Source organism: Streptomyces sp. NPDC006512 (assembly GCF_040611935.1).
Lineage (GTDB): Bacteria > Actinomycetota > Actinomycetes > Streptomycetales > Streptomycetaceae > Streptomyces.
Genome location: NZ_JBEXPG010000041.1, coordinates 18,801 through 37,959 on the forward strand (window position 1 = coordinate 18,801; position 19,159 = coordinate 37,959).

General features: G+C 74.4%; 14 protein-coding genes. All 14 read right to left on the reverse strand.

Annotated elements, in window-relative coordinates; translation table 11 throughout:
* Nucleotides 1–42: 42 nt before the first annotated feature.
* On the reverse strand, nucleotides 43–1,098 hold the full coding sequence (locus ABZZ17_RS26365; RefSeq protein ID WP_356879183.1) for a C45 family peptidase: 1,056 nt from the start codon (nucleotides 1,096–1,098) through the stop codon (nucleotides 43–45).
* Nucleotides 1,095–1,700 (reverse strand): GNAT family N-acetyltransferase, encoded by a 606-nt coding sequence (locus ABZZ17_RS26370; RefSeq protein WP_356879185.1) that lies wholly within the window; start codon nucleotides 1,698–1,700, stop codon nucleotides 1,095–1,097. The genes ABZZ17_RS26365 and ABZZ17_RS26370 overlap by 4 nt, the downstream gene beginning before the upstream one ends.
* Before the next feature lie 3 nt (nucleotides 1,701–1,703).
* Nucleotides 1,704–1,994, reverse strand: coding sequence for a phosphopantetheine-binding protein (locus ABZZ17_RS26375; protein WP_356879187.1), 291 nt, complete (start codon nucleotides 1,992–1,994; stop codon nucleotides 1,704–1,706).
* Complete coding sequence (locus ABZZ17_RS26380) at nucleotides 1,987–3,591, reverse strand: AMP-binding protein (protein ID WP_356879189.1); 1,605 nt, start codon at nucleotides 3,589–3,591, stop codon at nucleotides 1,987–1,989. The genes ABZZ17_RS26375 and ABZZ17_RS26380 overlap by 8 nt, the downstream gene beginning before the upstream one ends.
* Nucleotides 3,588–6,923 carry an amino acid adenylation domain-containing protein gene (locus tag ABZZ17_RS26385; protein ID WP_356879191.1) on the reverse strand — a complete coding sequence of 1,112 codons (3,336 nt, stop codon included), beginning with the start codon at nucleotides 6,921–6,923 and terminating at the stop codon, nucleotides 3,588–3,590. The genes ABZZ17_RS26380 and ABZZ17_RS26385 overlap by 4 nt, the downstream gene beginning before the upstream one ends.
* The gene (locus ABZZ17_RS26390) at nucleotides 6,920–9,184 is read right to left on the reverse strand and encodes a class I tRNA ligase family protein (RefSeq protein WP_356879193.1); all 2,265 of its coding nucleotides are present in this window, start codon (nucleotides 9,182–9,184) and stop codon (nucleotides 6,920–6,922) included. The genes ABZZ17_RS26385 and ABZZ17_RS26390 overlap by 4 nt, the downstream gene beginning before the upstream one ends.
* Nucleotides 9,181–10,362 (reverse strand): FAD-dependent oxidoreductase, encoded by a 1,182-nt coding sequence (locus tag ABZZ17_RS26395; protein ID WP_356879195.1) that lies wholly within the window; start codon nucleotides 10,360–10,362, stop codon nucleotides 9,181–9,183. Before ABZZ17_RS26395 ends, ABZZ17_RS26390 begins: the two co-directional genes overlap by 4 nt.
* On the reverse strand, nucleotides 10,362–11,690 hold the full coding sequence (locus ABZZ17_RS26400; protein WP_356879197.1) for a SidA/IucD/PvdA family monooxygenase: 1,329 nt from the start codon (nucleotides 11,688–11,690) through the stop codon (nucleotides 10,362–10,364). The genes ABZZ17_RS26395 and ABZZ17_RS26400 overlap by 1 nt, the downstream gene beginning before the upstream one ends.
* A gap of 49 nt (nucleotides 11,691–11,739) precedes the next feature.
* On the reverse strand, nucleotides 11,740–12,999 hold the full coding sequence (locus tag ABZZ17_RS26405) for an MFS transporter (RefSeq protein WP_356879199.1): 1,260 nt from the start codon (nucleotides 12,997–12,999) through the stop codon (nucleotides 11,740–11,742).
* Entirely contained in the window at nucleotides 12,989–14,341 is a 1,353-nt protein-coding gene (locus ABZZ17_RS26410) for an ATP-grasp domain-containing protein (RefSeq protein WP_356879201.1), read from the reverse strand. Before ABZZ17_RS26410 ends, ABZZ17_RS26405 begins: the two co-directional genes overlap by 11 nt.
* Complete coding sequence (locus ABZZ17_RS26415; RefSeq protein ID WP_356879203.1) at nucleotides 14,338–15,543, reverse strand: saccharopine dehydrogenase C-terminal domain-containing protein; 1,206 nt, start codon at nucleotides 15,541–15,543, stop codon at nucleotides 14,338–14,340. The genes ABZZ17_RS26410 and ABZZ17_RS26415 overlap by 4 nt, the downstream gene beginning before the upstream one ends.
* Nucleotides 15,533–16,615: a saccharopine dehydrogenase gene (locus ABZZ17_RS26420; protein WP_356879205.1), complete on the reverse strand. Its 1,083-nt coding sequence runs from the start codon at nucleotides 16,613–16,615 to the stop codon at nucleotides 15,533–15,535. The genes ABZZ17_RS26415 and ABZZ17_RS26420 overlap by 11 nt, the downstream gene beginning before the upstream one ends.
* A 90-nt stretch (nucleotides 16,616–16,705) precedes the next feature.
* A complete protein-coding gene (locus ABZZ17_RS26425; protein ID WP_356879207.1) occupies nucleotides 16,706–17,890 on the reverse strand; it encodes a cytochrome P450 in 1,185 nt (394 codons plus the stop codon).
* Nucleotides 17,891–17,966: 76 nt separating this feature from the next.
* Nucleotides 17,967–19,157, reverse strand: a complete 1,191-nt coding sequence (locus ABZZ17_RS26430; protein WP_356879209.1) for an acyl-CoA dehydrogenase family protein — start codon at nucleotides 19,155–19,157, stop codon at nucleotides 17,967–17,969.
* Nucleotides 19,158–19,159 lie beyond the last annotated feature (2 nt).

The window sequence follows — 19,159 nt, forward strand, 5'->3', positions numbered from 1 at the left end:
GTGCTCCTTCCTTGGGTACGGTCCTTCGACTCCGGAAGGGGCCTACAGGCGGAACTCGTGGGTGCGGGAACGCGCCGGGTCCCCGGGCCGGACGTGGAACCGGCCGGACACCGGGTGCATGACGACCGCGGCGACGGTGCGTTCGGCGCGGATGTCGCCCCGGTCGGGGACGCGCAGGGGCTCCGCGGCGAGCAGCGCGAAGTGGTCCTCGGCGTCCGCGTCGCCGGGCAGGGCGGTGAGGCCGTCGGTGGCCGCGCGCAGGCGGCGCAGCGAGGAGTTCCGGGCGAAGACGTTCAGTTCGTCGGCGGGGGCGAAGTCCGGGTGGAGGAAGTGGTTGGTGTGGACGAGCCCGCCGGGGCCGGCCTCCCGTACGCGCAGTCGCCCGTCGAGGTGTTCCGCGTACAGGGCCCGCTCGGGGTCGCACAGCATGAGGGAGCGGGAGCTGGCCAGCGGCAGCCCGGCGAGGACCTTGAGGGCCTCGTCGACGGTGCCGGCGCTGTCCAGGAGGTGGCGGATGGCCAGGTACGGGGGGACGCCGGGGCGCCAGGTGCCGCCGAGGACCAGGTTCAGGCCGACGGCGAGGCCGTCGCTGTTGAGGCCGAGGTAGCCGAGGAGTCCGGCGAAGCTGAGGACCAGCGAACGCCGGGGTGAGCCGGCGCGGGCGGTCTCCAGGACGGCGACGTGGCTGTCGAGGTCGCCGCTGAGGTCGACGGTCTGGGCCAGGACGGGCGTGCCGTCGGCGGTGGTGCGGGCGTAGGTGGTGCAGTCGCCGGCCGTGGGGACCTTGGAGTAGCCCATGATCTCCCGGCGGAGCTGGAGCAGCCAGGCCTCGTCCTCGCCGATCCCGGCCCCTTCGGCGAGGCCGGTCACCTCCTCGGCGAGGTCGGGCAGGGCCGCCGTGACCGCCGCCCGGTAGGCGGCGATCTTCGGCAGCAGCGCGGGCAGGGTCAGGGGCCGGTCGGTGAGGTGGTTCAGCCGGGCCAGGCCGTCGTCGAGGAAGGCCCGCAGGGGCGCGGCGAGGGCCTGTCCGTGGGCGCGGCCGATGTCCCGCGGGGTGCCGCCGGCCCGTATGAAGGTGATGCCGCCGGCGGTGCTCATGCCGGTACGGCCTTCTTCGGGCCGCGGGCGAGGGCCTCGCGGACGGCCGGCCATTCGGCGCGCAGGACGCTGTAGAAGACGGCGTCGCGGCGGCGGCCGCCGGGCATGAAGTTGAAGCTGCGCAGGGTGCCCTCCTCGGTGGCGCCGATGTTGGCGAGGCCGCGGCGGGCCTGGACGTTGAGGACGTCGGTCTTGAACTCGGCGCGTTCGGCGCCGAGCACCTCGAAGGCGTGGGCCAGCAGCAGGGCCTTCGCCCAGTGGTTGACGCCCCGGCCGCGGAAGTCCCGGCCGAGCCAGGACCAGCCGATCTCCAGGCGGCGGTCGGCTTCGGCCATGTTGCCGAAGCTCATGCTGCCCGCGATGCGGCCGCTGTCCTTGTCGGTGATGACGTAGACGGCGCGGCGGCCGGCGGCGTGGTCGGCGAGGTTGGTGTCGAAGAAGGACTCGAAGTCGGCTTCGGTCTCGACGGCGGCGACGAAGTAGCGCCAGATCTCGGGGTCCATGGCGACGGCCCGGACGCCCTCGCGGTCGGCTTCGGTGATCGGGGTGAGGCGCACCCGGTCGTTCTCCAGGACGGCGGCGGCATGGTCGTTCCAGCTCATGGCTCAGGCTCCGGTGGTGGCGTGGTGGCGGGTGAGGGCGTCGGTGACGTCGCGCAGGGTGCGCATGACGGCGAGGTCGTGCTCGGTGAAGTGTGCGAGGTCCACGCCGGTCTCCTCGCACACCTCGGTGAGGAAGAGGACCTTGTTGAGGGAGGTCAGGCCGTAGGCGGCGACCATGTCGGCGTCGGGGTCGAGGTCCTGCGGCTCGACCTCGGGGATCAGGACGAGGGAGAGCTGGGCGCGGGCGGCCCCTTCGACGGACTCGGCGGGTGCGGCGGGCTGGGTGTCAGGCATGGATTCCGGCCTCCTGGGCGTGCAGCGGTGAGTGGTAGGCGGCCGCGATGTCGGGCCGTTTGGGCTTGTACTGGGAGGTCAGCAGGCCGTTGTCGATGCTGAACGGCCGGTCGGCGACGAGGACCCGGCTGATCCGCTCGTCGGGGGCGGCGGCCGCGTTGACGGCGGCGAGCCGGGCGGCGATCGCGGCGCGGTCGGCGGGCAGCGCGGCCGGGGACACCACGGCGACGAGGTCGGTCTGGGTGGGGCTGAACAGCACGCATTCGGCGATGGCCGGGTCGACGCGCATCATCTCCTCGATCGGCCGGACGATGACCTTCTTGCCGTTGTCGAGGACGATGACGTCGTCGGCGCGGCCCCGCACGAACAGGTAGCCGTCCTCGTCGAGGTGGCCGAGGTCGCCGGTGCGGACGGTTCCGTCGGGGGCGAAGACCTTCTCGGAGTCGCCGGGACGGGCGTACGCGTACCGGTTGTTGACGGGATGGGTGCTGCGGACGCTGATGACCCCGTCCTCGCCGATGAGGACCTCCTTGCCGCGCACCGCCCGGCCGACGCTGCCCGCGCGGTGGGCGCCGGGGTGGTTCTTGGTGACGATGCAGGTCTCGTTGAGCCCGTAGCCCTCGAAGAGGGGCAGGCCGGCGTCGGTGAAGAAGCGGAGCACGGCGGGCGAGGCGGGGGCGGAGCCCGTCCACAGGTAGCGGATCCGGTCGCCGAACAGGGCCCGGGCCGCCTGGCGGACGTCCTGGCCGCCGGAGCGGCGCAGGCGGCCCTCGATCTGCCGGCGGGCGCTCTCGTAGAAGGCGGGGACGCCCATGACCACGGTGGGGCGCACGCGCCGCAGGGTGGCGAAGGCGGCCTCGTAGGTGGTGAGGGTGACGTCGTGGCCGTGCAGCAGCGCGGAGTACACCCAGTAGCGCTGCTGGAGGAGGGAGAGCGGGAGGAAGACGAACAGGTCGTCGCCCGGCCCGTGTTCGAAGATCTCCTGGACGGCGGTGAGGGAGCTGTCGATGCTGCCGGCGGTGGCACCGAGGCCCTTGGGGACGCCGGTGCTGCCGGAGGTGAACTTGATGGTGGTGACGTCCCCGGAGCCCCAGGTGACCGGGGGCAGGGGCCGGTCGGGGGCGTCGCCGGGGCCGGTCGGGCCGAGGACCGTGTCCGTGCCGAGGACCGCGGGCGGGGTGCCGGGCGTGTCCGTGGGCTGGTCGGTGAACAGCAGGCGCAGGCCGTAGCGGTCCATCAGTTCGGCGGACGGGGTGAACTTGCCCGGCTCCAGGCCGGCCGTCTGCGCCCCGAGGCGCAGGGCGGCCAGGTCGAGGAGCACCCATTCGAGGCTGTTGGCGGCGAGGATCCCGATGCGGTCGCCGGGGCCGATGCCGTGGACGTCGCGCAGGTGGTGGGCGAGGCGGCCGGAGCGCTCGTACAGCTCCCGCAGGGGCATCGTGCGGGTGCCGTCGAGGCGGGCCACGGAGATCCGGCCGTCGCCGGCCGGCGGCTCCGAGACGATCCGGCGGATCGTCTCGGGCACCCCGGCGGGGTGGTCCTGGCCGCCGTCGGGCGCGGGCGGTACGGAGGTCCGGGAGGGCGTCGGGGTGGTCATCGGAGGACCTCCGGGCGGAGCACGGCGGCCATGGCGCGGACGGTGTCGACCTCGGCGAACCGGTCGAGGGTGAGGGTGACGCCGAACCGCTTGCGGGCCGCGGTCAGGATGCGGGCCGCCGCGATGGAGTCGCCGCCGAGGGAGGCGAGGGTGTCCAGGGCGCCGACGTCGGGCCGCCGCAGGACGGTCGACCAGATGTCGCAGAGGATCTTCTCGGCCTGGGTGGCGGGGGCGCTGCCGCCGGTCGCCGCGGTGGCGGGGGCGGCCGGGTCCTGGGCGGCGAGCGCGGCCAGCTTCGTACGGTCCACCTTGGCGTTCTTGGTCAGCGGGAGGGAGTCGTGCCAGACCACGGCCGCGGGGAGCATGTAGTCCGGCAGGTCGGCGCGCAGGGCCCGGCGCAGTTCGGTCAGGTGCGGGCGGTGGGAGCCGGCCGGGACGAGGTGGGCGACGAGGCGGTTGCCGTGGGCGGCGACGACGGCCCTGGCGACCTCGGCCAGGGCGGCGAGCCGGGTCTCGACCTCGCCCGCCTCGATGCGATAGCCGTTGATCTTGATCTGGAAGTCGCTGCGGCCGAGGATCTGGATGTTCCCGTCGGGCAGGTATCGGCCGAGGTCGCCGGTGCGGTACAGCCGTTCGTCGCGTCCGGGGTCGGTGAAGAACCGTTCGGCGGTGCGCTGTTCGTCGCCCCAGTAGCCGCGGGCCAGGCCGGTGCCGGCGGCGACGATCTCGCCGGTGACCCAGTCGGGGGCGTCGAGGCCGTCGCGGTCGAGGACGTAGGCGCGGTTGTTGGCGTTGGGTTTGCCGTACGGGATGGACTCGCTGCCGTCCTCGTCCTCGCCGACGGGGTGCAGGATGTTCCAGATGGTCGTCTCGGTGGGGCCGCCGAGGGAGACGACCTCCAGGCCGGGCGTCATCTTCCGCAGGGCGGCGGGCAGGGCGGGCGGCAGCCGGTCCCCGCTCATCATGACGAGGCGCAGGGCGGGCGGCGCCGCGCCGTCGGTGCGGGCCTGGTCGTGGAGGAGTCCGGCGATGGCGGGGACGGAGTTCCACACGGTGACCCCGTGCAGGCGGCACAGGTCGAGCCAGTGGGCGGTGTCGACGGCCTTGTCGTGGTCGGGCATGACGAGGGCGGCGCCCGCCGACAGGGCGCCGAACACGTCCCAGACGGAGAGGTCGAAGTTGAAGGCGCTGATGGCGAAGAAGCGGTCGTCGGGGCCGATGCGGAAGCGGGTGTGGCAGTCGGCGACGACGTTGGCGACGTTGCGGTGGGTGACCATGACGCCCTTGGGGGCGCCGGTGGTGCCGGAGGTGTAGAGGACGTACGCGAGGTCGTCGGGGTGCGATCCGGGCAGCCGGTCGGGGACCTCGGCGCGGCCCTCGGCGGGGCCGGTGAGGTCGAGGACGGCGAGGCCCGCGCCGGAGGCGGCGGTGTCGGCGGTGCCGGTGCCGGGGCCGGTGCCGGGCGGTGCGGTGTTGGTGAGGACGCACCGCACCCGGCCGTCGGCGAGCATGTAGTCCCGGCGGGCGGCGGGCAGGCCGGCGTCGACGGGCAGGTACGCGGCTCCGGCGAGGACGGTCGCGAGGATGCCGATGATCTGCTCGGGTCCGCGCCGCATGACGAGGCCGACGAGTTCGCCCCGGCCCACCCCCTGGGCGCGCAGCCAGGTCGCCGCGGTGGCGGCCCGGTGCAGGAGTTCGCCGTAGCTGACGGTCCGGTCGGCGGTCAGGACCGCGGGCGCGTCCGGGGTGCGGGCCGCCCGGGCGACGACGGCGTCGCCGAGCATCTCGTCGGGGAGGGCGACGGCGGTGTCGTTGGCGGCGGCGCGGCGGGCACGCTGGGCGGGCGGCAGCAGGTCGAAGGCGTGGCGCTGCCAGGCGTCGGCGTCGACGAGGGTCCCGAGGAGGGTTTCGTAGCCGTGCGCGAGGTCGTCGAGGAGGCCCTCGCAGAACAGTTCGTCGAGTCCGTCGAGCTGGACGACGAGCGCGCCGTGCTGCTCCATCGCGAAGGCGTTGAGCCACACCTGGGGGGTCTGGCTGACGGAGAAGACCTCCTTGCCGAAGAGTTCCAGGGCGGAGCCGTCGACCTCGCTGCTGACGTGGCCGATGGCACTGTTGAAGGTGAACGGCATGCGGGCGCCGGCCATCCCGCCGCGGCGGCGGGCCAGTTCCTTGAGGACCTCGATGCCGGAGTGGTGGCGGTGGTCTATGTCGGTGTGGAGCTGCTGCTGGAGGGCGCGGGCGCGGTCGGCGAAGGGCATCGTCCGGTCGGTGGCGGCCTCGACGAGGAGGGTGTCGGAGAACTGTCCGATGGCCTCGAAGATCCGGGGGTGGACGGGCGGCCGGTTGGCGACGGTGGTGGTGAGCGTGAACCGCTCCCCCGCGCCCCAGGTGGCGAGGGTTTCGGCGTACGCGGCGAGCAGCAGGGCGGAGGGGGTCAGCCCGGCCTCGGCGGCCCGCTCCTTGAGCGCGGTCCAGGCCGTGCGGTCCAGCCGGACCCGGCGCTGGGTGAACCGCGAGGAGGACAGGGCGGCGGGGCTGGTGCGCAGCGGCAGGTCGGGGTGGGGGGCGAGGTCCTCGGCGCGGGCCGTCCAGTAGGCGCGCGAGCGGCGGGCGGGGGCCCGGTCGCGGGCGGCTTCGAGGGCGGCCAGGTAGTCCTCGTAGGGGAGTTCCTCGGGGACGTCGGCGGCGGGACTCTGGTAGGCGTGCCACCAGGCGCGGAAGAACAGGAACATGCTGATGCCGTCCATCACGAGGCCGTCGTGGCCGACGTGGAGCACCATCTTGTCGTCGGCGAGGACGGTCACGTCGGCGGTGAGCAGCGGCGCCTGGTCGGCCGGCAGTACCTGGTGGGAGCGCATCTCGCGGAGTTCGGTGCGGATGAGTTCCTGCTGGCGGGGGCTGTGGGCGCGCAGGTCGAGCACGCCGATGCGGGGTGCTCGGGCGGCCGGTTCGGTGACCTGGCGTTCGGGTGAGAGGAAGCGGGAGCGCAGGGCGCTGTGGGCGCCGACGACGGTGTCGAGGGCGCTCTGCAGCCGGTCGACGTCCCAGTGGCCCTCGATCTCGTGGAAGACGTGGCTGGCGACGTCCCCGATCTCGAAGATGCCGCTGCGGCCGGCGTAGTAGCTGCGCTGGAGGGGGGTGAGGGGGAAGCCGGGGCCGTGCTCGGCTTCCTGGGCGAGGTGGGCGACGAGGGCGGGCTTGGCGGCCTTGACGCGGGCGATGAACTCGGGGTCCATCCGTTCGCGGTTGCCCTGGAGGCGCAGGTCTCCGTCGGTGAGGGTGACGGACAGGCCGCGCCGGGCCATTTCGCGCAGCAGCTGGAGGTGGTTCATCGGGGCTCTCCCGAGGTCAGGGCGGCGACGGCGGCGGGTTCCGCGCGCTCGGCGATGACGGCGGCGAGTTCGGCGAGGGTGCCGCCGTGCAGGAGTTCGTCCATGGACAGGTCGACGTCGAGGGCGTCGAGGATCTGGTACTGGACGGTGACGGCCTGGAGGGAGCCGGCGGCGAGCTGGGTCAGGGTGCGGTCGGCGATCCGCTCGTCGTCGCCGAGGCGCAGGACGGTGCGGGCGACCTGGGTGAGCCAGGGGGTCAGGGCCGGTTCGGGGTCGGGTGCCGGCCGGAAGAAGACGGCGTCGGCGAGGGAGACAGCGCTGCCGGGGGCGAGGAGTTCGACGGTACGGGGCCACGTGCCCGGGGCGTCCTGGCCGAGGGCGGCGGCGAGCCGGGCGGCGAAGCGGGGCATGACGGGGGCCGCGGCGTGCGCGAGGAGGCGGGCGGCCGCCAGTTCGAGGGCGGTGGCGGTGCGGTTCTCGGCCTCCCAGCCGGGGGTGTCGGCGAGGAGGCCTTCGGCGCGGGCGAAGCGGACGGTGTCGCGGACGATGCCGTCGAGTTCGGCGGCGGCCTGGTTCAGGGAGAACGCGTCGTTCTCCAGGGCCGCGGTGACGGCGGCGAGACGGGTGCCGAGCCGGGAGAGGAAGGCGGAGTGCTCGGGGGTCCAGTTGCCGGCGTCGGGGGCACGGCCCGCGTGGTGTTTGGCGACGCGGGCGCCGAGGTCGGTCAGCCAGTGCTGCCAAGTGCCGATGAGGGTGTCGTTGAGGGTGGTCTCGTAGGCGGCGCGCGTGAAGTCGGTGCGCAGGCCTTCGGGGCGGGTGGCGGCGAGGAAGTAGCGGACGGCGTCGACGGTGTCGGGGCCGAGGACGTCCTTGCCCCAGATGGCGTGCCGCCGGCTGGTGGAGAACTTGGCGCCTTCGAGCAGGTAGAACTCGTTGACGTGGTAGTCGATGTCGGGGTTCCAGCCGGGGAAGGCCAGCTGGTAGAGGACCGGGTAGAGCACGGAGTGGTAGAAGCTGTTGTCGTAGCCGAAGAAGTGGACGATCTTCCAGTCGTGTTCGGGGGCGGCGGCCCGCCAGGGCTTGCCGAGGCGGGCGCCCAGGGACTGGATGCCGTGCAGGAACCCGTAGCTCATCTCGGGCCAGACCCAGATGACCTGGTCCGCGGTGGCGCTCTCGCGGGGCTGCACGCCCCAGGCGGAGGGGTGGGTGAGGGGGATGTCCAGGCGGGGGCGGCGGAAGAGGCGGTCGGCGAGTTCGCGGAGCCGGGCGGGGACCCGGCCGGTGCGGTGGTGGGCGCGGACCTCGGTGGCGAAGGTGTGCAGGGGCAGGCTCCAGCGGGTGGCCGGGGCGGTCGCGGGGGCGGCGGTGGAGACGGTGGAGCGCGGGTCGGTGAGGTCGGTGACGGTGTTGGGCTCGCCGCACTCCTCGCAGATGTTGCCGTTGGTGAGGCCGGCGCAGCCGGGGCAGCCGCCCTTGACGTCGGCCTCGTAGAGGTACTGGCCGGTCGTGGCGTCGTAGAGGGCGTCCCGTTCGGTGACGGTGACCTCCCCGGAGGCGACGACGCGGCTGAAGAAGTCCTTGAGTCCGTCGGGGTAGGCGGGGTCCTGGTCGGTGACCGTGTACTGGTCGAGGGGGATGTCCATCAGCCGCAGGGTTTCGGCGATCTCGGCGCTGTAGTGCGCGGCGGTCTCGGCGGGGGTGCGGCCGTCCTGGCGGGCGGCTCCGAGGACGTAGCTCTGGTAGTCGTCGCTGCCGGTGAGGTGGTAGGCCTCGGCGCCGTTCATGCGCTGGTAGCGGGTGAAGGCGTCGGCGCCGAGGTAGGGGCCGCCGAGGTGGCCGAGGTGGAGGTCCCCGTTGGGGGTGGGCGGGGTGGAGAAGACGAAGACGGGCCGGTCGCCGAAGCCCTTGCGGACGGGGTTGGCGGCGGAGGTCATGGCCCGCTCGGCGTCGCGCCAGTACTGGGTGAAGAAGACGAGGTCACCGGAGTCCGGGCCGCCGGTGTTCTCCAGGACGTGGGTCTCGAACGGTTCGAAGAGGACGACGGTGCCGGGGGCGGCCGGGTGGCGTGCGCCGTCGATGACGAACTCGCCGCGCCCGGCGGTGACGACGAACAGTTCGGTCTCGTCGTGGTGGTGGCTGTCGGTGGCCCTGCCGGGTGCGATCCGGCCCCAGGCGGCGGGCGTGCCGAGGCCCTCCACGCCGCTCATGTCGATGCCGAACGCCTGCTCCAGGACGTCGGCGTCATAACTGGCGATGATCATGTCGTGGCCTTTCGCGGGGACGGGAGGGACGGGATCAGATCGGCGGCGCGGGAGGCGAGTGCCGGGGCGAGGCGGTAGCCGGAGCCGCCGGCGGCGCCCGCGAAGACGAGCCGGCCGTAGGGGTCGAGCGGGGTGACGACCGGGGCGCCGTCCGGCCCGTACGCGTCGCAGAAGACGCGGCCCGACCGGCAGTGGGCGGCCAGGGCCGGGGCGTAGCGGGTGAGCAGGGCGCGGGCCTCGCGGAGGTGGCCGGCGGTGAGGGCCGGGGCGACGGTGTCGGGCTCCGCGTCCCACTCCTGGCAGGTGTAGCTGAACAGCCAGTGGCCCCGGTGGTGCAGGGGCAGCAGGAAGGCGTCCTCGGTGTGCAGGACGACGGCCCGGTCCCCGGGGGCCGGGGGCAGCTCGACGTGCAGGGCGACGATCTTCTTGACGCGGGCGCCGAGGGGGGCGACGAGCTCCCGCCAGGCGGGCGCGGCGAGCCAGGGACCCGGGGCGAGGACCACGTGGCCGGCGTCGAGGGTGGCGCCGCCGCTGAGGGTCAGCCGGGTACCGCCCGGGCCGGCGGCGAGCCCGGTGACCTCGACGCCCTCCCGGAAGGCCACGGCCGGGCGCAGGCCGGCGGCGAGGCGCTGGGTCAGGTCGTGGACGTCGGCGTACTGGCAGCCGTCGCCCTCCCAGGCGCCGAAGCCGGCCGGCAGGGCGGGGACGCGGGGCGGCAGTTCGGCGGTCCAGCGGAGCTTGGCCTCGGGGAGGTAGACCTCGCGCAGCCGGTCCTCGGCCTGCTCCGGTGCGAGCACCGTCATCCCGAGCGGGTGGATGGGCAGGTCGGGGCGGGCCGTGCGGAGGTCCTCGTAGAAGCGCTGGCTCTCGGCGGCCAGCGTGCGGACGGTCTCGTTGGCGCCGCGCGGGAAGTGGAGTCCGGCGGAGCGGCGGGTGGCGCCGGAGCCGGTCATGTCGCGGTCGAGGACGGTGACCGTGGCGCCGGGGTCCCGGGCGAGGATCTCGCGGGCGGTGAGGACGCCGAGTATCCCGGCGCCGATGACGGCCACGTCGGTACGGGCGCGGGCGGGCCCGCCGGCGCCCGCGGCGGTGGCCGCGGGCCCGGTGGGTATGGCGGGATCCGCGGGATCGGCGCAGGGGCCGGGTCCGGCGGGCGCGGCGGTGCGGTCGGCGGGCATCAGGCGCTCCACCGTTCGTCCTGGGGGGCCTTGGAGGACCACTCGATGAAGGAGGCCAGCTGCTCGTCGCCGCGTACGCCGCACAGCCGGTCGGCGATGCGCCGGCTGCGCCAGGCGTTGAGGCTGAGGTTGGGGTCGGCCAGCCCCCGCTGGCCGCGGACGCCGTTCTGGACGAAGATCCGGCGGTCGGCGGGCCCGTCCCAGCGGACGGCGTAGTCCTCGTCGACGCGCAGTTCGTCGCCCTCGCGCTCCAGCCGCGCGGCGACGGGGGCGAGGAAGTCCATGGCGGCGGGCCGGTAGCCGGTGGCCCACACGACGATGTCCGCTTCGAACTTCTCGACGGAGTCGGGTTCGCCGGTGTGCCGGGCGCGGACCTCCCAGCCGCCGAACGGGCCGGCGCTGACGCCGAACACCTCGCGGCCCGGGTGCAGGGCGACCAGGTCCTCGTTGCCCTCGACGAAGCGGTGGACGTAGATGGTCTGGTAGATCTCGCGCAGGGTGGACTCGGAGATGCCGTCGCTGGTCAGGACGTTGCGGGAGTTCAGCGACTGGCGGCGCTCGCGGGGCAGTCCGTAGAAGTAGTCGGCGTGGCTGGGCATGTAGTAGTCGTTGGTGAAGGGCGAGTCGTCGATCGGGAAGTAGTTCTGCCGACGGGAGATCCACGAGACGCGGCGGGGCAGTTCCCAGCCGGAGCGGGAGATCAGGTCGAGGAAGGCCTCGGCGCCGGACTGCCCCCCGCCGATGACGACGACCCGCTTGCCGCCGACGTCCCGGGCGGCGCCCAGGTAGTCGGCGACGTGGAACTGGCTGGGGCCGAGGAGGTCCTCGCCCTCCGGCGGGACCCAGGGCCGGCTGCCGACGCCGACGACGACGTTGTCGGCGGTGACCGTGCGGCGGTCGGTGGCGACCGTGAACACCCGGCGGGCGTCGTCGAAGCCGACCTCGCGCACGCCCTCGCCGAAGACGACGTTCTCGTTGCGGCGGCTGGCCCAGGCCAGGTAGTTGCGGAACTCCAGCCTCGGCACGTCGTCGAACTGGGCGTTGAGGAAGTGGTAGACCCGGCCCTTGGCGTGCAGGTACGCCAGGAACGAGAAGGGGCTGGCGGGGTCGGCGAGGCTGACCAGGTCCTTGAACTGGGAGACCTGGAGGGTGGTGCCCGGGATCTGCTGGCCGTCGTGCCAGCCGAAGGACTCCTTGCGGTCGAGGAAGAGATTGGGTACGTCCGGCCTGTTGTGCAGCAGCGACGCCAGGCTCAGGTTTGCCGGGCCCACCCCGACTCCCAGGCAGCGGAAGTGCGTGGTGCCGGGCCGGTTGCTCTCGTGCCCCATGGTCGGAACCTCTCGTTCGGATCGGTGATCGGCAGGAGGGAGGGGGGTGCTAGGAAGCGGCGGCCGGGCGCGGCCGTACGGCGATGAGGCCGCACAGCGTGGCGAGGAGGGAGCAGGCACCGACCAGCGGCCAGACCAGCGAGCCGAACTGGAGGAAGAGCCAGGTGCCGGCCATCGGCCCGAGGGCGGAGCCCAGGCCGAAGACGAACTGGAAGCTGCCGATGTAGCGGGAGCGCAGGGCCTCGGGGCCGGCGCTCGCCGGGTAGGCGAACACGGCGGGGCCGCCGAGGATCTCGCCGAGGGACCACACGAGCGTGCCGATGACGATGGCCGCCGGTCCGATCGGCAGTCCGTAGCAGGCGACTCCGGCGCCGACGAGCGCGAAGCCCAGGCCGATGGTGATCTTCAGGGGCCAGCGCTGCGACAGCTTGGTGACCAGCAGCTCGAAGGCGATGACGATGACGCCGTTGAGCGCGACCGCGAAGGTGTACCAGAAGAGCGCCAGCTGGGCGTCCTTCATGTAGAGCGGGAGGGTGGACAGGTACTGCATGTAGACGGCGGAGTGGAAGAAGGCCGCCGCGAGGTAGAGCAGGTAGCGGCGGTCGCGCAGGACGGCGCCGTAGCCGCCGGTCCGCGCGGGGGCGGCGTCCGGCGCGGCGGGGGCGGGCTTCTTCCGGGCGGGCAGGGTGGCCCGGGCGATCAGCGCGTAGACCAGGGCGAGCGCGGCCTCGCCCCAGAACAGCAGGGTGTAGGTCTGCCCGCCCGCGTGGTAGAGCGCGTAGCCGAGCAGGGGCGCGGCGGTCGCTCCGACGTTGAGGCCGAAGCGGTACATCGCGAAGATCATGATCTGCCGGTCGCCGTCGGTCTCCTCGGCGAGGAGGGTGGCCGACGCCGGGCGGAACAGCTGGGCGCCCAGGCTGACGAGGGCGATCGCGGCGAGCAGCAGCGTGAAGTCGGGCAGGTACAGCAGGGCGGCGGTGAGCACGGCGGTGCTGCTCATGGACAGGACGGTCGCGCCGCGGATGCCGAGCCGGTCGGCGAGGGTGCCGCCGACGAGCGAGCCGGCGACGGCGCCGGCCCCGTACACGCCGAGGGCGATGACGGTGCGGCCCTTGGAGTGGCCCTCGGCGGTGAGGAAGAGGACGAGGAAGACGTGCAGGAAGCCGCTGAGCCGGTTGACGAGGACCCCGGCCAGTACGGTCTTCACCGCGCGCGGGGCCTGGGTGAAGGTGGCCCACACGCCGGGGGCGGCCGGGGTGGGCGCCGCGGTCTCCGCCGCCGCTTCGGCGGGCCGGACGTCAGTGCTCATCGGGGTCCCCCGGTTCGACGGTGACGGTGACGGCGGCCCGTACGGCCCGTTCCAGCGCGTCGAGCCCCTCCGGGGTGGGGGCGTCGATCAGGAAGGTCACCGCCCGGTCGTCGGAGCAGGCGAGCGGCTGGAGCCGGGCGCCGGCCTCCTTCAGGACGAGCAGGGCGCGCAGGGCGGCGCGGTCCCCGGGTTCGCCGGGTGCGCACTCGGGCCAGGTGCCGGCCTCGCCGACCCACTGCGGGCTGACGCCGGGCCAGTCGAGGGTGACGTCGGCGAGGCAGCCCGCCTCGTGCTCCAGGTAGACCTGGCGGGTGAAGCGGCGCGGCGGGGGGTAGGCGGCGCTCTCGCCGAGCGCGATCCGGATGATCTCCGGTTCCAGGGGCCGTCCGGTGGCGAGGTGGTAGAGGGCGACGAGGCCGTCCCCGGGGGTGCGGGCGGCGACCTCCATCAGGCGGGGGGCGCCGTCCTCGCCGATGCGCCACTCGGCGTGGGCGATCCCGTCGCGGAAGCCGAGGACCTCCAGCATCCGGCGGTTGGCGGCCAGCAGGACCGCGTCCTCCTCGGTGCGGGCGTTGGGGACGGAGTGGGCCAGCTCGACGAAGGTCCGGTCGCCGGACTCGGTGGTCTCCTTGCGGGTCACCGAGGTGAAGACGGGCTCGCCGTGCTGGACGAGGGACTCGACCGAGTACTCCTGGCCGGTCACCTTCTCCTCGATCATCACGGTCTCGTGGTCCGGGTACTGCGGCAGCAGCGCGCGCAGCTCCTCGGCGTCCCCGACGGCGACGACGCCCGAACTGGAGTGGCGGGTGGCGGGCTTGGCGACGACCGGGTAGCGCAGGGAGGCCAGGTCGGCGTCGTCGCGGCCGCCGGGCGGCAGGACGAGGGTGGCGGGGCTGAACTCCTCCAGGTACCAGCGCTGGAGGTACTTGCTGCGGCACACGCGGGTGGCGCGCAGGCCGGGTCCGGGCAGGCCGAGGGCGTCGCACAGCAGCCCGGTCTGTTCGACGAGGGTCTCGCCGACGGCGTACGCGCCGCGGACGGCGTAGCGGCCGCGCCAGGCTCGGGCCTCGGCGACGAAGCCGGGGGTGAAGGAGCCGTCGAGGTCGAGGGAGCCGTCGACGTAGGCGATGTCCTCGATGAGGGACGCCGGGTGGTCGGGGTCCTTGCGGGCGCGGCGGACGGCCTCGCGCTGGGTGTCGGGGGTGATGAGCAGGATCTTCAGGCCGCGGGCGGCGAGTTCCTCCAGGTAGCGGGGGTTGCGGCAGACGACCCGGAAGGCGCCGGTGAGGATGAAGGCTTCGGGGAGGGCGGGTGCCCCGGGGAGGCGGGTGGGCTGCGTCATGCCGGTGCTCCTGAGGAGGTGGAGGTGGTTTCTTCGCGAGTGCCGCGCAGGCCGTGGGCGCCGAGGAAGGAGAGCCAGCGGCCGCTCTCGCCGGGTGCGGCGGCGCGGCTGAGTCCGGCGGAGAGGGCGCCGGCCAGGATCCGGGTCACGCCGTAGGCGACGGGGAGGGACACGCAGCGGGCCATCGCGGACTCCGCCGCCCCGCCGGTCAGGTCGAGCAGGTGGGAGCCGCGCCAGGAGGGGCCGGACGGGGTGCGCAGTTCCAGGGCGACGGACAGCACGACGCGGTCGCGGTCGGCGGGGGTGGTGGGGTACCGGGCGGCGAGCGAGCCGGCGAGGGCGCGGACGGCTTCGGGGTCACCGGCGGCGACGGTGTCGAAGACCTCCTTCCAGGCGGTGTGCCAGCCCGCGTTGCGCAGGGTGCCGCGGACGAAGGTGTCGAGCCGCCAGTGGTCCGGTATGCCGTACTGGGCGACGAAGGGGAGGCTGTCGCGGTTCGGGTAGACCTCGAAGTCCTCGCCCGCCAGGGTCAGGGAGCGGGTGGCCTCCCAGGGGCGGGGGACGGTGGTCGCGGCGCCGGACTCGATGTGCCGGGCCGGGGAGCCGAGGGCGGCGAGGACCCCGTACGGGGCCCAGCTGAAGCGGTAGCGGAAGGGGTTGGGGGCCGCCGGGAGGCCTCCGCAGTAGGAGGTGAACGCGGCGGTCGCGGGCAGGTCACCGAGGGCTTCGCGGCCCCGGGCGACCAGGTCGTGGGCCAGCAGGTGGTCGATGCCGGGGTCGAGGCCGGCCTCGGTGAGGACGACGGTACGGGTGCGGCCGGCGGCCTCCTCGGCCAGCGCGGCGAGTTCCGGGGAGACGTAGCTGGTGCAGGCGAAGTGGGCGGCGCGGTCGGTGGCGAGGCGCAGCAGCGGGGCGTGTTCGGCGGCCGGGAGCATGGAGACGAGGACGTCGCCCGGGCCCACCCCGGCCGCCAGGGCGGCCGGGGTGAACGCGCGGACCTCGGCGCGGCCCGCCAGGCCGAGTGCGGCGAGGCGGGCGGCGGCGCGCTCTGCGGTGCGGTCCCACAGGACCACGCGGCGGGCGCGTTCGCAGACGAGGGAGAGGCCGGAGCGGCCGGTGGACAGGCCGGTGCCGATCCAGTGGACGGTGCCGGACGCCGCGGCCTGGGGTATCGCGGCGGGTGCGGACTGGTCAGCGGACAAGGGGATCCTCCTGGGCTTCGACGGCCGTCCGGTAGGTGTGCAGGGCGCGTTCCCACACGCCGTCCGCGGGGGCGGCCAGGCGCAGCAGCTGCGGGGCGAGTTCGGCGGAGAAGGCGGTGCTGGCCTCGACCGGGAGGAGGGAGGGGAGGTTGTCGATGGCGATCAGGTCGAGGGAGTTGGGGCCGGTGCGCAGGGTGCGGACGGGTTCGGTCCAGGTGGTGGTCTCGTCGTAGACCGGCAGGACGTTGCAGTCGGAGGTGACGTCGCAGGTGACGTCGGAGACCAGGGAGAGCCGGCGGGCGGGGTCGTCGAGGTCGGCCTTGGTCAGGAACGGCGGTACGGGCGTGGTGGTCAGGACGGTGTTGACCATCAGGTCGTGGGCGAGCAGGGCGCCGCGGTCGATCTCGCGGGTCTCGGCCAGGTCCCATCGGGTGGGTTCCAGGCCGGCCCGGGTCAGGGCGTCGCAGGCGCCCCGGCCGCTGCGGCCGAGCGCGCCGATCACGAGGGCGGTGGCGCTGCCGGTCGCGGTGGCGGTGCCCGCTCCGGCGGCGAGGAGGGCGTCCAGGGCGGCGCGGTCCGTGGGGCGCAGCGGGGTGGTGAGGGTGCCGCGGTGGTGCAGGACGGCGAGGGCGGCGCCGACGTAGCCGGCCCAGTAGCCGAACGCGGCGACGCGGCGGCCGGCTTCGTCGGTGAGGTACTCCATGTCGAGGAGGGCGCCGCCGCCCGCGGTGAAGCGGGAGAGCAGTTCGCGGGCTCCGGACTGGCCCTTGTAGGCGTGGCCGAAATAGATGTGCCGGTGGCGCAGGGCCGGGGTGCCGGGGCCGGCGGGGAGTTCCTTGAGTCCGAGGACGTACGCGTCGTCGGGGGCTTCGGCGTCCCAGGAGGCGGTGGGGGCGGTGGCGCAGCCGGCGGCGGTGTAGGCGGCGAGCGGGAAGGCCCGCTGGTCCGACTCCTCGACGGTGATCCGGATGCCCTCGGCCACCAGGCGGCCGGCGTCTTCGGGGGTGAGGGGGGCGCGGCGTTCGGTGAGGCGGGCCTCGTGCCGCATCCAGAGGTGAATGGTGTCCGACATGTTGCGGTTTGTCCTGTCTGAAGGCATGGGGGTGGGAGACCCCCGGCCTGATCGCGGTTGCGGGGGCGGCGTCCTGGGAGTGCCTGCGCGCTAGAGGAGCGGGATCCGGGCGTTCGCCAGAGGGCGGTAGGCGGGGGTCGCGGTGGTGTTCAAGCCTGCCGTGCGGAGTTCGGTGACGACGGCGCGGGCGATGGCGACGGCGAGCTCCTCACCTGGGCAGCGGTGGGCTGCCGCGCCGAAGGTGAAGACCGCCGGATTCACCCGGCCGGGCGACAGGGTGTGGGGGTCCGGATTGACGGCGGGGTCCCGGTTGGCGGCGGCGAGCACGACCAGGACCTGCTGCCCGGGCTCCACCTCGCAGCCGGCGTGGACGAAGGAACCGGCGGCGAACCGGCGGGTGTTCTGGATCGGGGCGTCGTGGCGCACCACCTCGCGCACGAGCGCTCCGGTGGCCGCGGGGGTGTCCGGAGCGGCGGCGCCCCGGGCGAGGGCGACCAGGGTGTTGCCGATCAGGCCGGCGGTGGCGTCGTAGGTCTGGGACAGGAAGCCGACGGCGTTGGAGAGCAGCGGTGCGAGGTGCGGCCAGGAGTGCCGGTCGGCGGCCCCGACGAGCTCGGCGAGCAGCCCGGGGGCGCCGCCCGGGCCGGCGGGCGGGACGGGGGTGGCGGAGGCCGCGTTCAGGGCCGGGGTGAGGAGTTCGCGCAGCCGGACCGCCGCGGTGGCCGCGGCCCGCTGCTGCGCCGGGGTCGCGGAGGCGGGGATGCACTGCACGAAGTCGCCGATCGCGCGGGCCGCCTCCCGGCCGGCGCCCTCGGTCAGGCCGCTGAGCTCGGCGACCACCCGGGCCGGGACCGCGAACATCAGCTCCTCGTACGGGACTTCGCCGCCCGCCGCCAGCACCTCGCGGGTGTGCCGGGCCGCCAGCCGGGCCGCGTGCGCGGTGTCGGCCCGGGCCAGCGCCTCGGCCACCACCGCCTTGAGCCGGACCGCCGCCGGGCCGTCCGTCATGCGCACCAGCTCCCCGAAGACCTCCCCGGCGGGGGTCCCGGCGATCCCGGCCGGCACCGGCTCCGCCACCGGCCGCACCCGCAGGGCGTCGCTGCCGAGCACCGCGCGCACCGCGGCCGCGTCGGCGGCCACCCAGGCCCCGAGCGCCTCGTCGAAGGCGAACGGCCGCTCGGCCACCAGGCGCGCGTAGTAGGGGTACGGGTCCGGCAGGCGCACCGCGTCAACGGGGGTGACGGGGGCCGCGGCCTGGGTCTTCGTGCTGCTCACTGCCAGCTCCTTGCTGAACGGGTGGTACGGGTAAGGCGGTTGTACGGGAAGGGCGACCGGTACGGGCGGCCCCGGGTCAGGCCGCCGCGCGGGCCGCCCGGCGCATGTCGAGGGAGCCGGCGATGGCCATCCTGAGCACCTCCGAGGTGCCCTCGTAGATGCGCAGCGAGCGGACCTGGCGGTAGAGGCGCTCGGTGACGCCGCCCTGCACGATGCCCGCCGCTCCGAGCAGTTGCACGGCCGAGTCGACGACGCCCTGGGCGGCCTCGGTCGCGTGGACCTTGGCGATGTTGGAGTGCCGGGCGAACCGGCGGCTGCCCCGGTCGGTCTCCCAGGCGGCGCGCGCCACCAGCAGTGCGGCCGCGTTCAGCTGCACCTCCATGTCGGCGAGCGAGGCCTTGACCAGCTGGAGGTCGAAGAGGGTGGCCCCGTACGCCTCGCGCCCCAGGACGTGGGCGAGGGCGGTGTCGAAGGCCCGCCGGGCGAAGCCGAGGGCGGCCGCGCCGACGGTGGTGCGGAACCGCTCCAGCAGGTCCACCGCGACCACGAAGCCCTTGCCCGGCCGCCCCAGGAGGGCGTCGGCGGGCAGCCGGCACTCCTCGAAGGACAGGTGGGCGAAGGAGCGCGGGGCGATCGCGTCGACCCGCTCCACCCGCAGCCCGGGGGTGTCCGCGGGCACCAGGAAGGCGGACAGACCCAGCGGGCCGGGGCCCTGCCCGGTGCGGGCGATCACCACGAACACGTCGGCGATGGTCCCGTTGGCGATCCACGCCTTGCGGCCGCTGAGCACGTACGAGCCGTCCTCGCCCCTGGCCGCCTCCAGCCCGACCGAGGCCACGTCCGAGCCGGCCTCCTTCTCGGAGACCGCGAACGCCCCGATGAGGGTGCCGGCGGCCATCCCCGGCAGGTAGCGCCCGCGCTGCGCCTCGCTGCCGAAGCGCAGCAGCGGGGTCGCGGCGAGCGCCTGGATGGAGAAGGCGAAGTCGGCGAGGTCCTCCGCGTAGGCGAGGGCCTCGCGGCGCAGGCACACCGCGCGGAAGTCGTCCACGGGGGCGCCGCGCGGATCCAGTTCGGAGAGCCAGCCGGCCGCGCCGAGGGCGCGCACGAGGCGGCGTCCCGCGGTGTCGGGGTCCAGGGTGCGGATCTCCTCCCACAGGACGCGGTTGCTGTCGCACCAGGCGCCGGCGGACTCGGCGAGGCGGCGGTGGGAGTCCTCGTAGAACGGCAGGGCGAGGACCTCGGGGTCGAAACTCGTCGTCAGTTCCATGG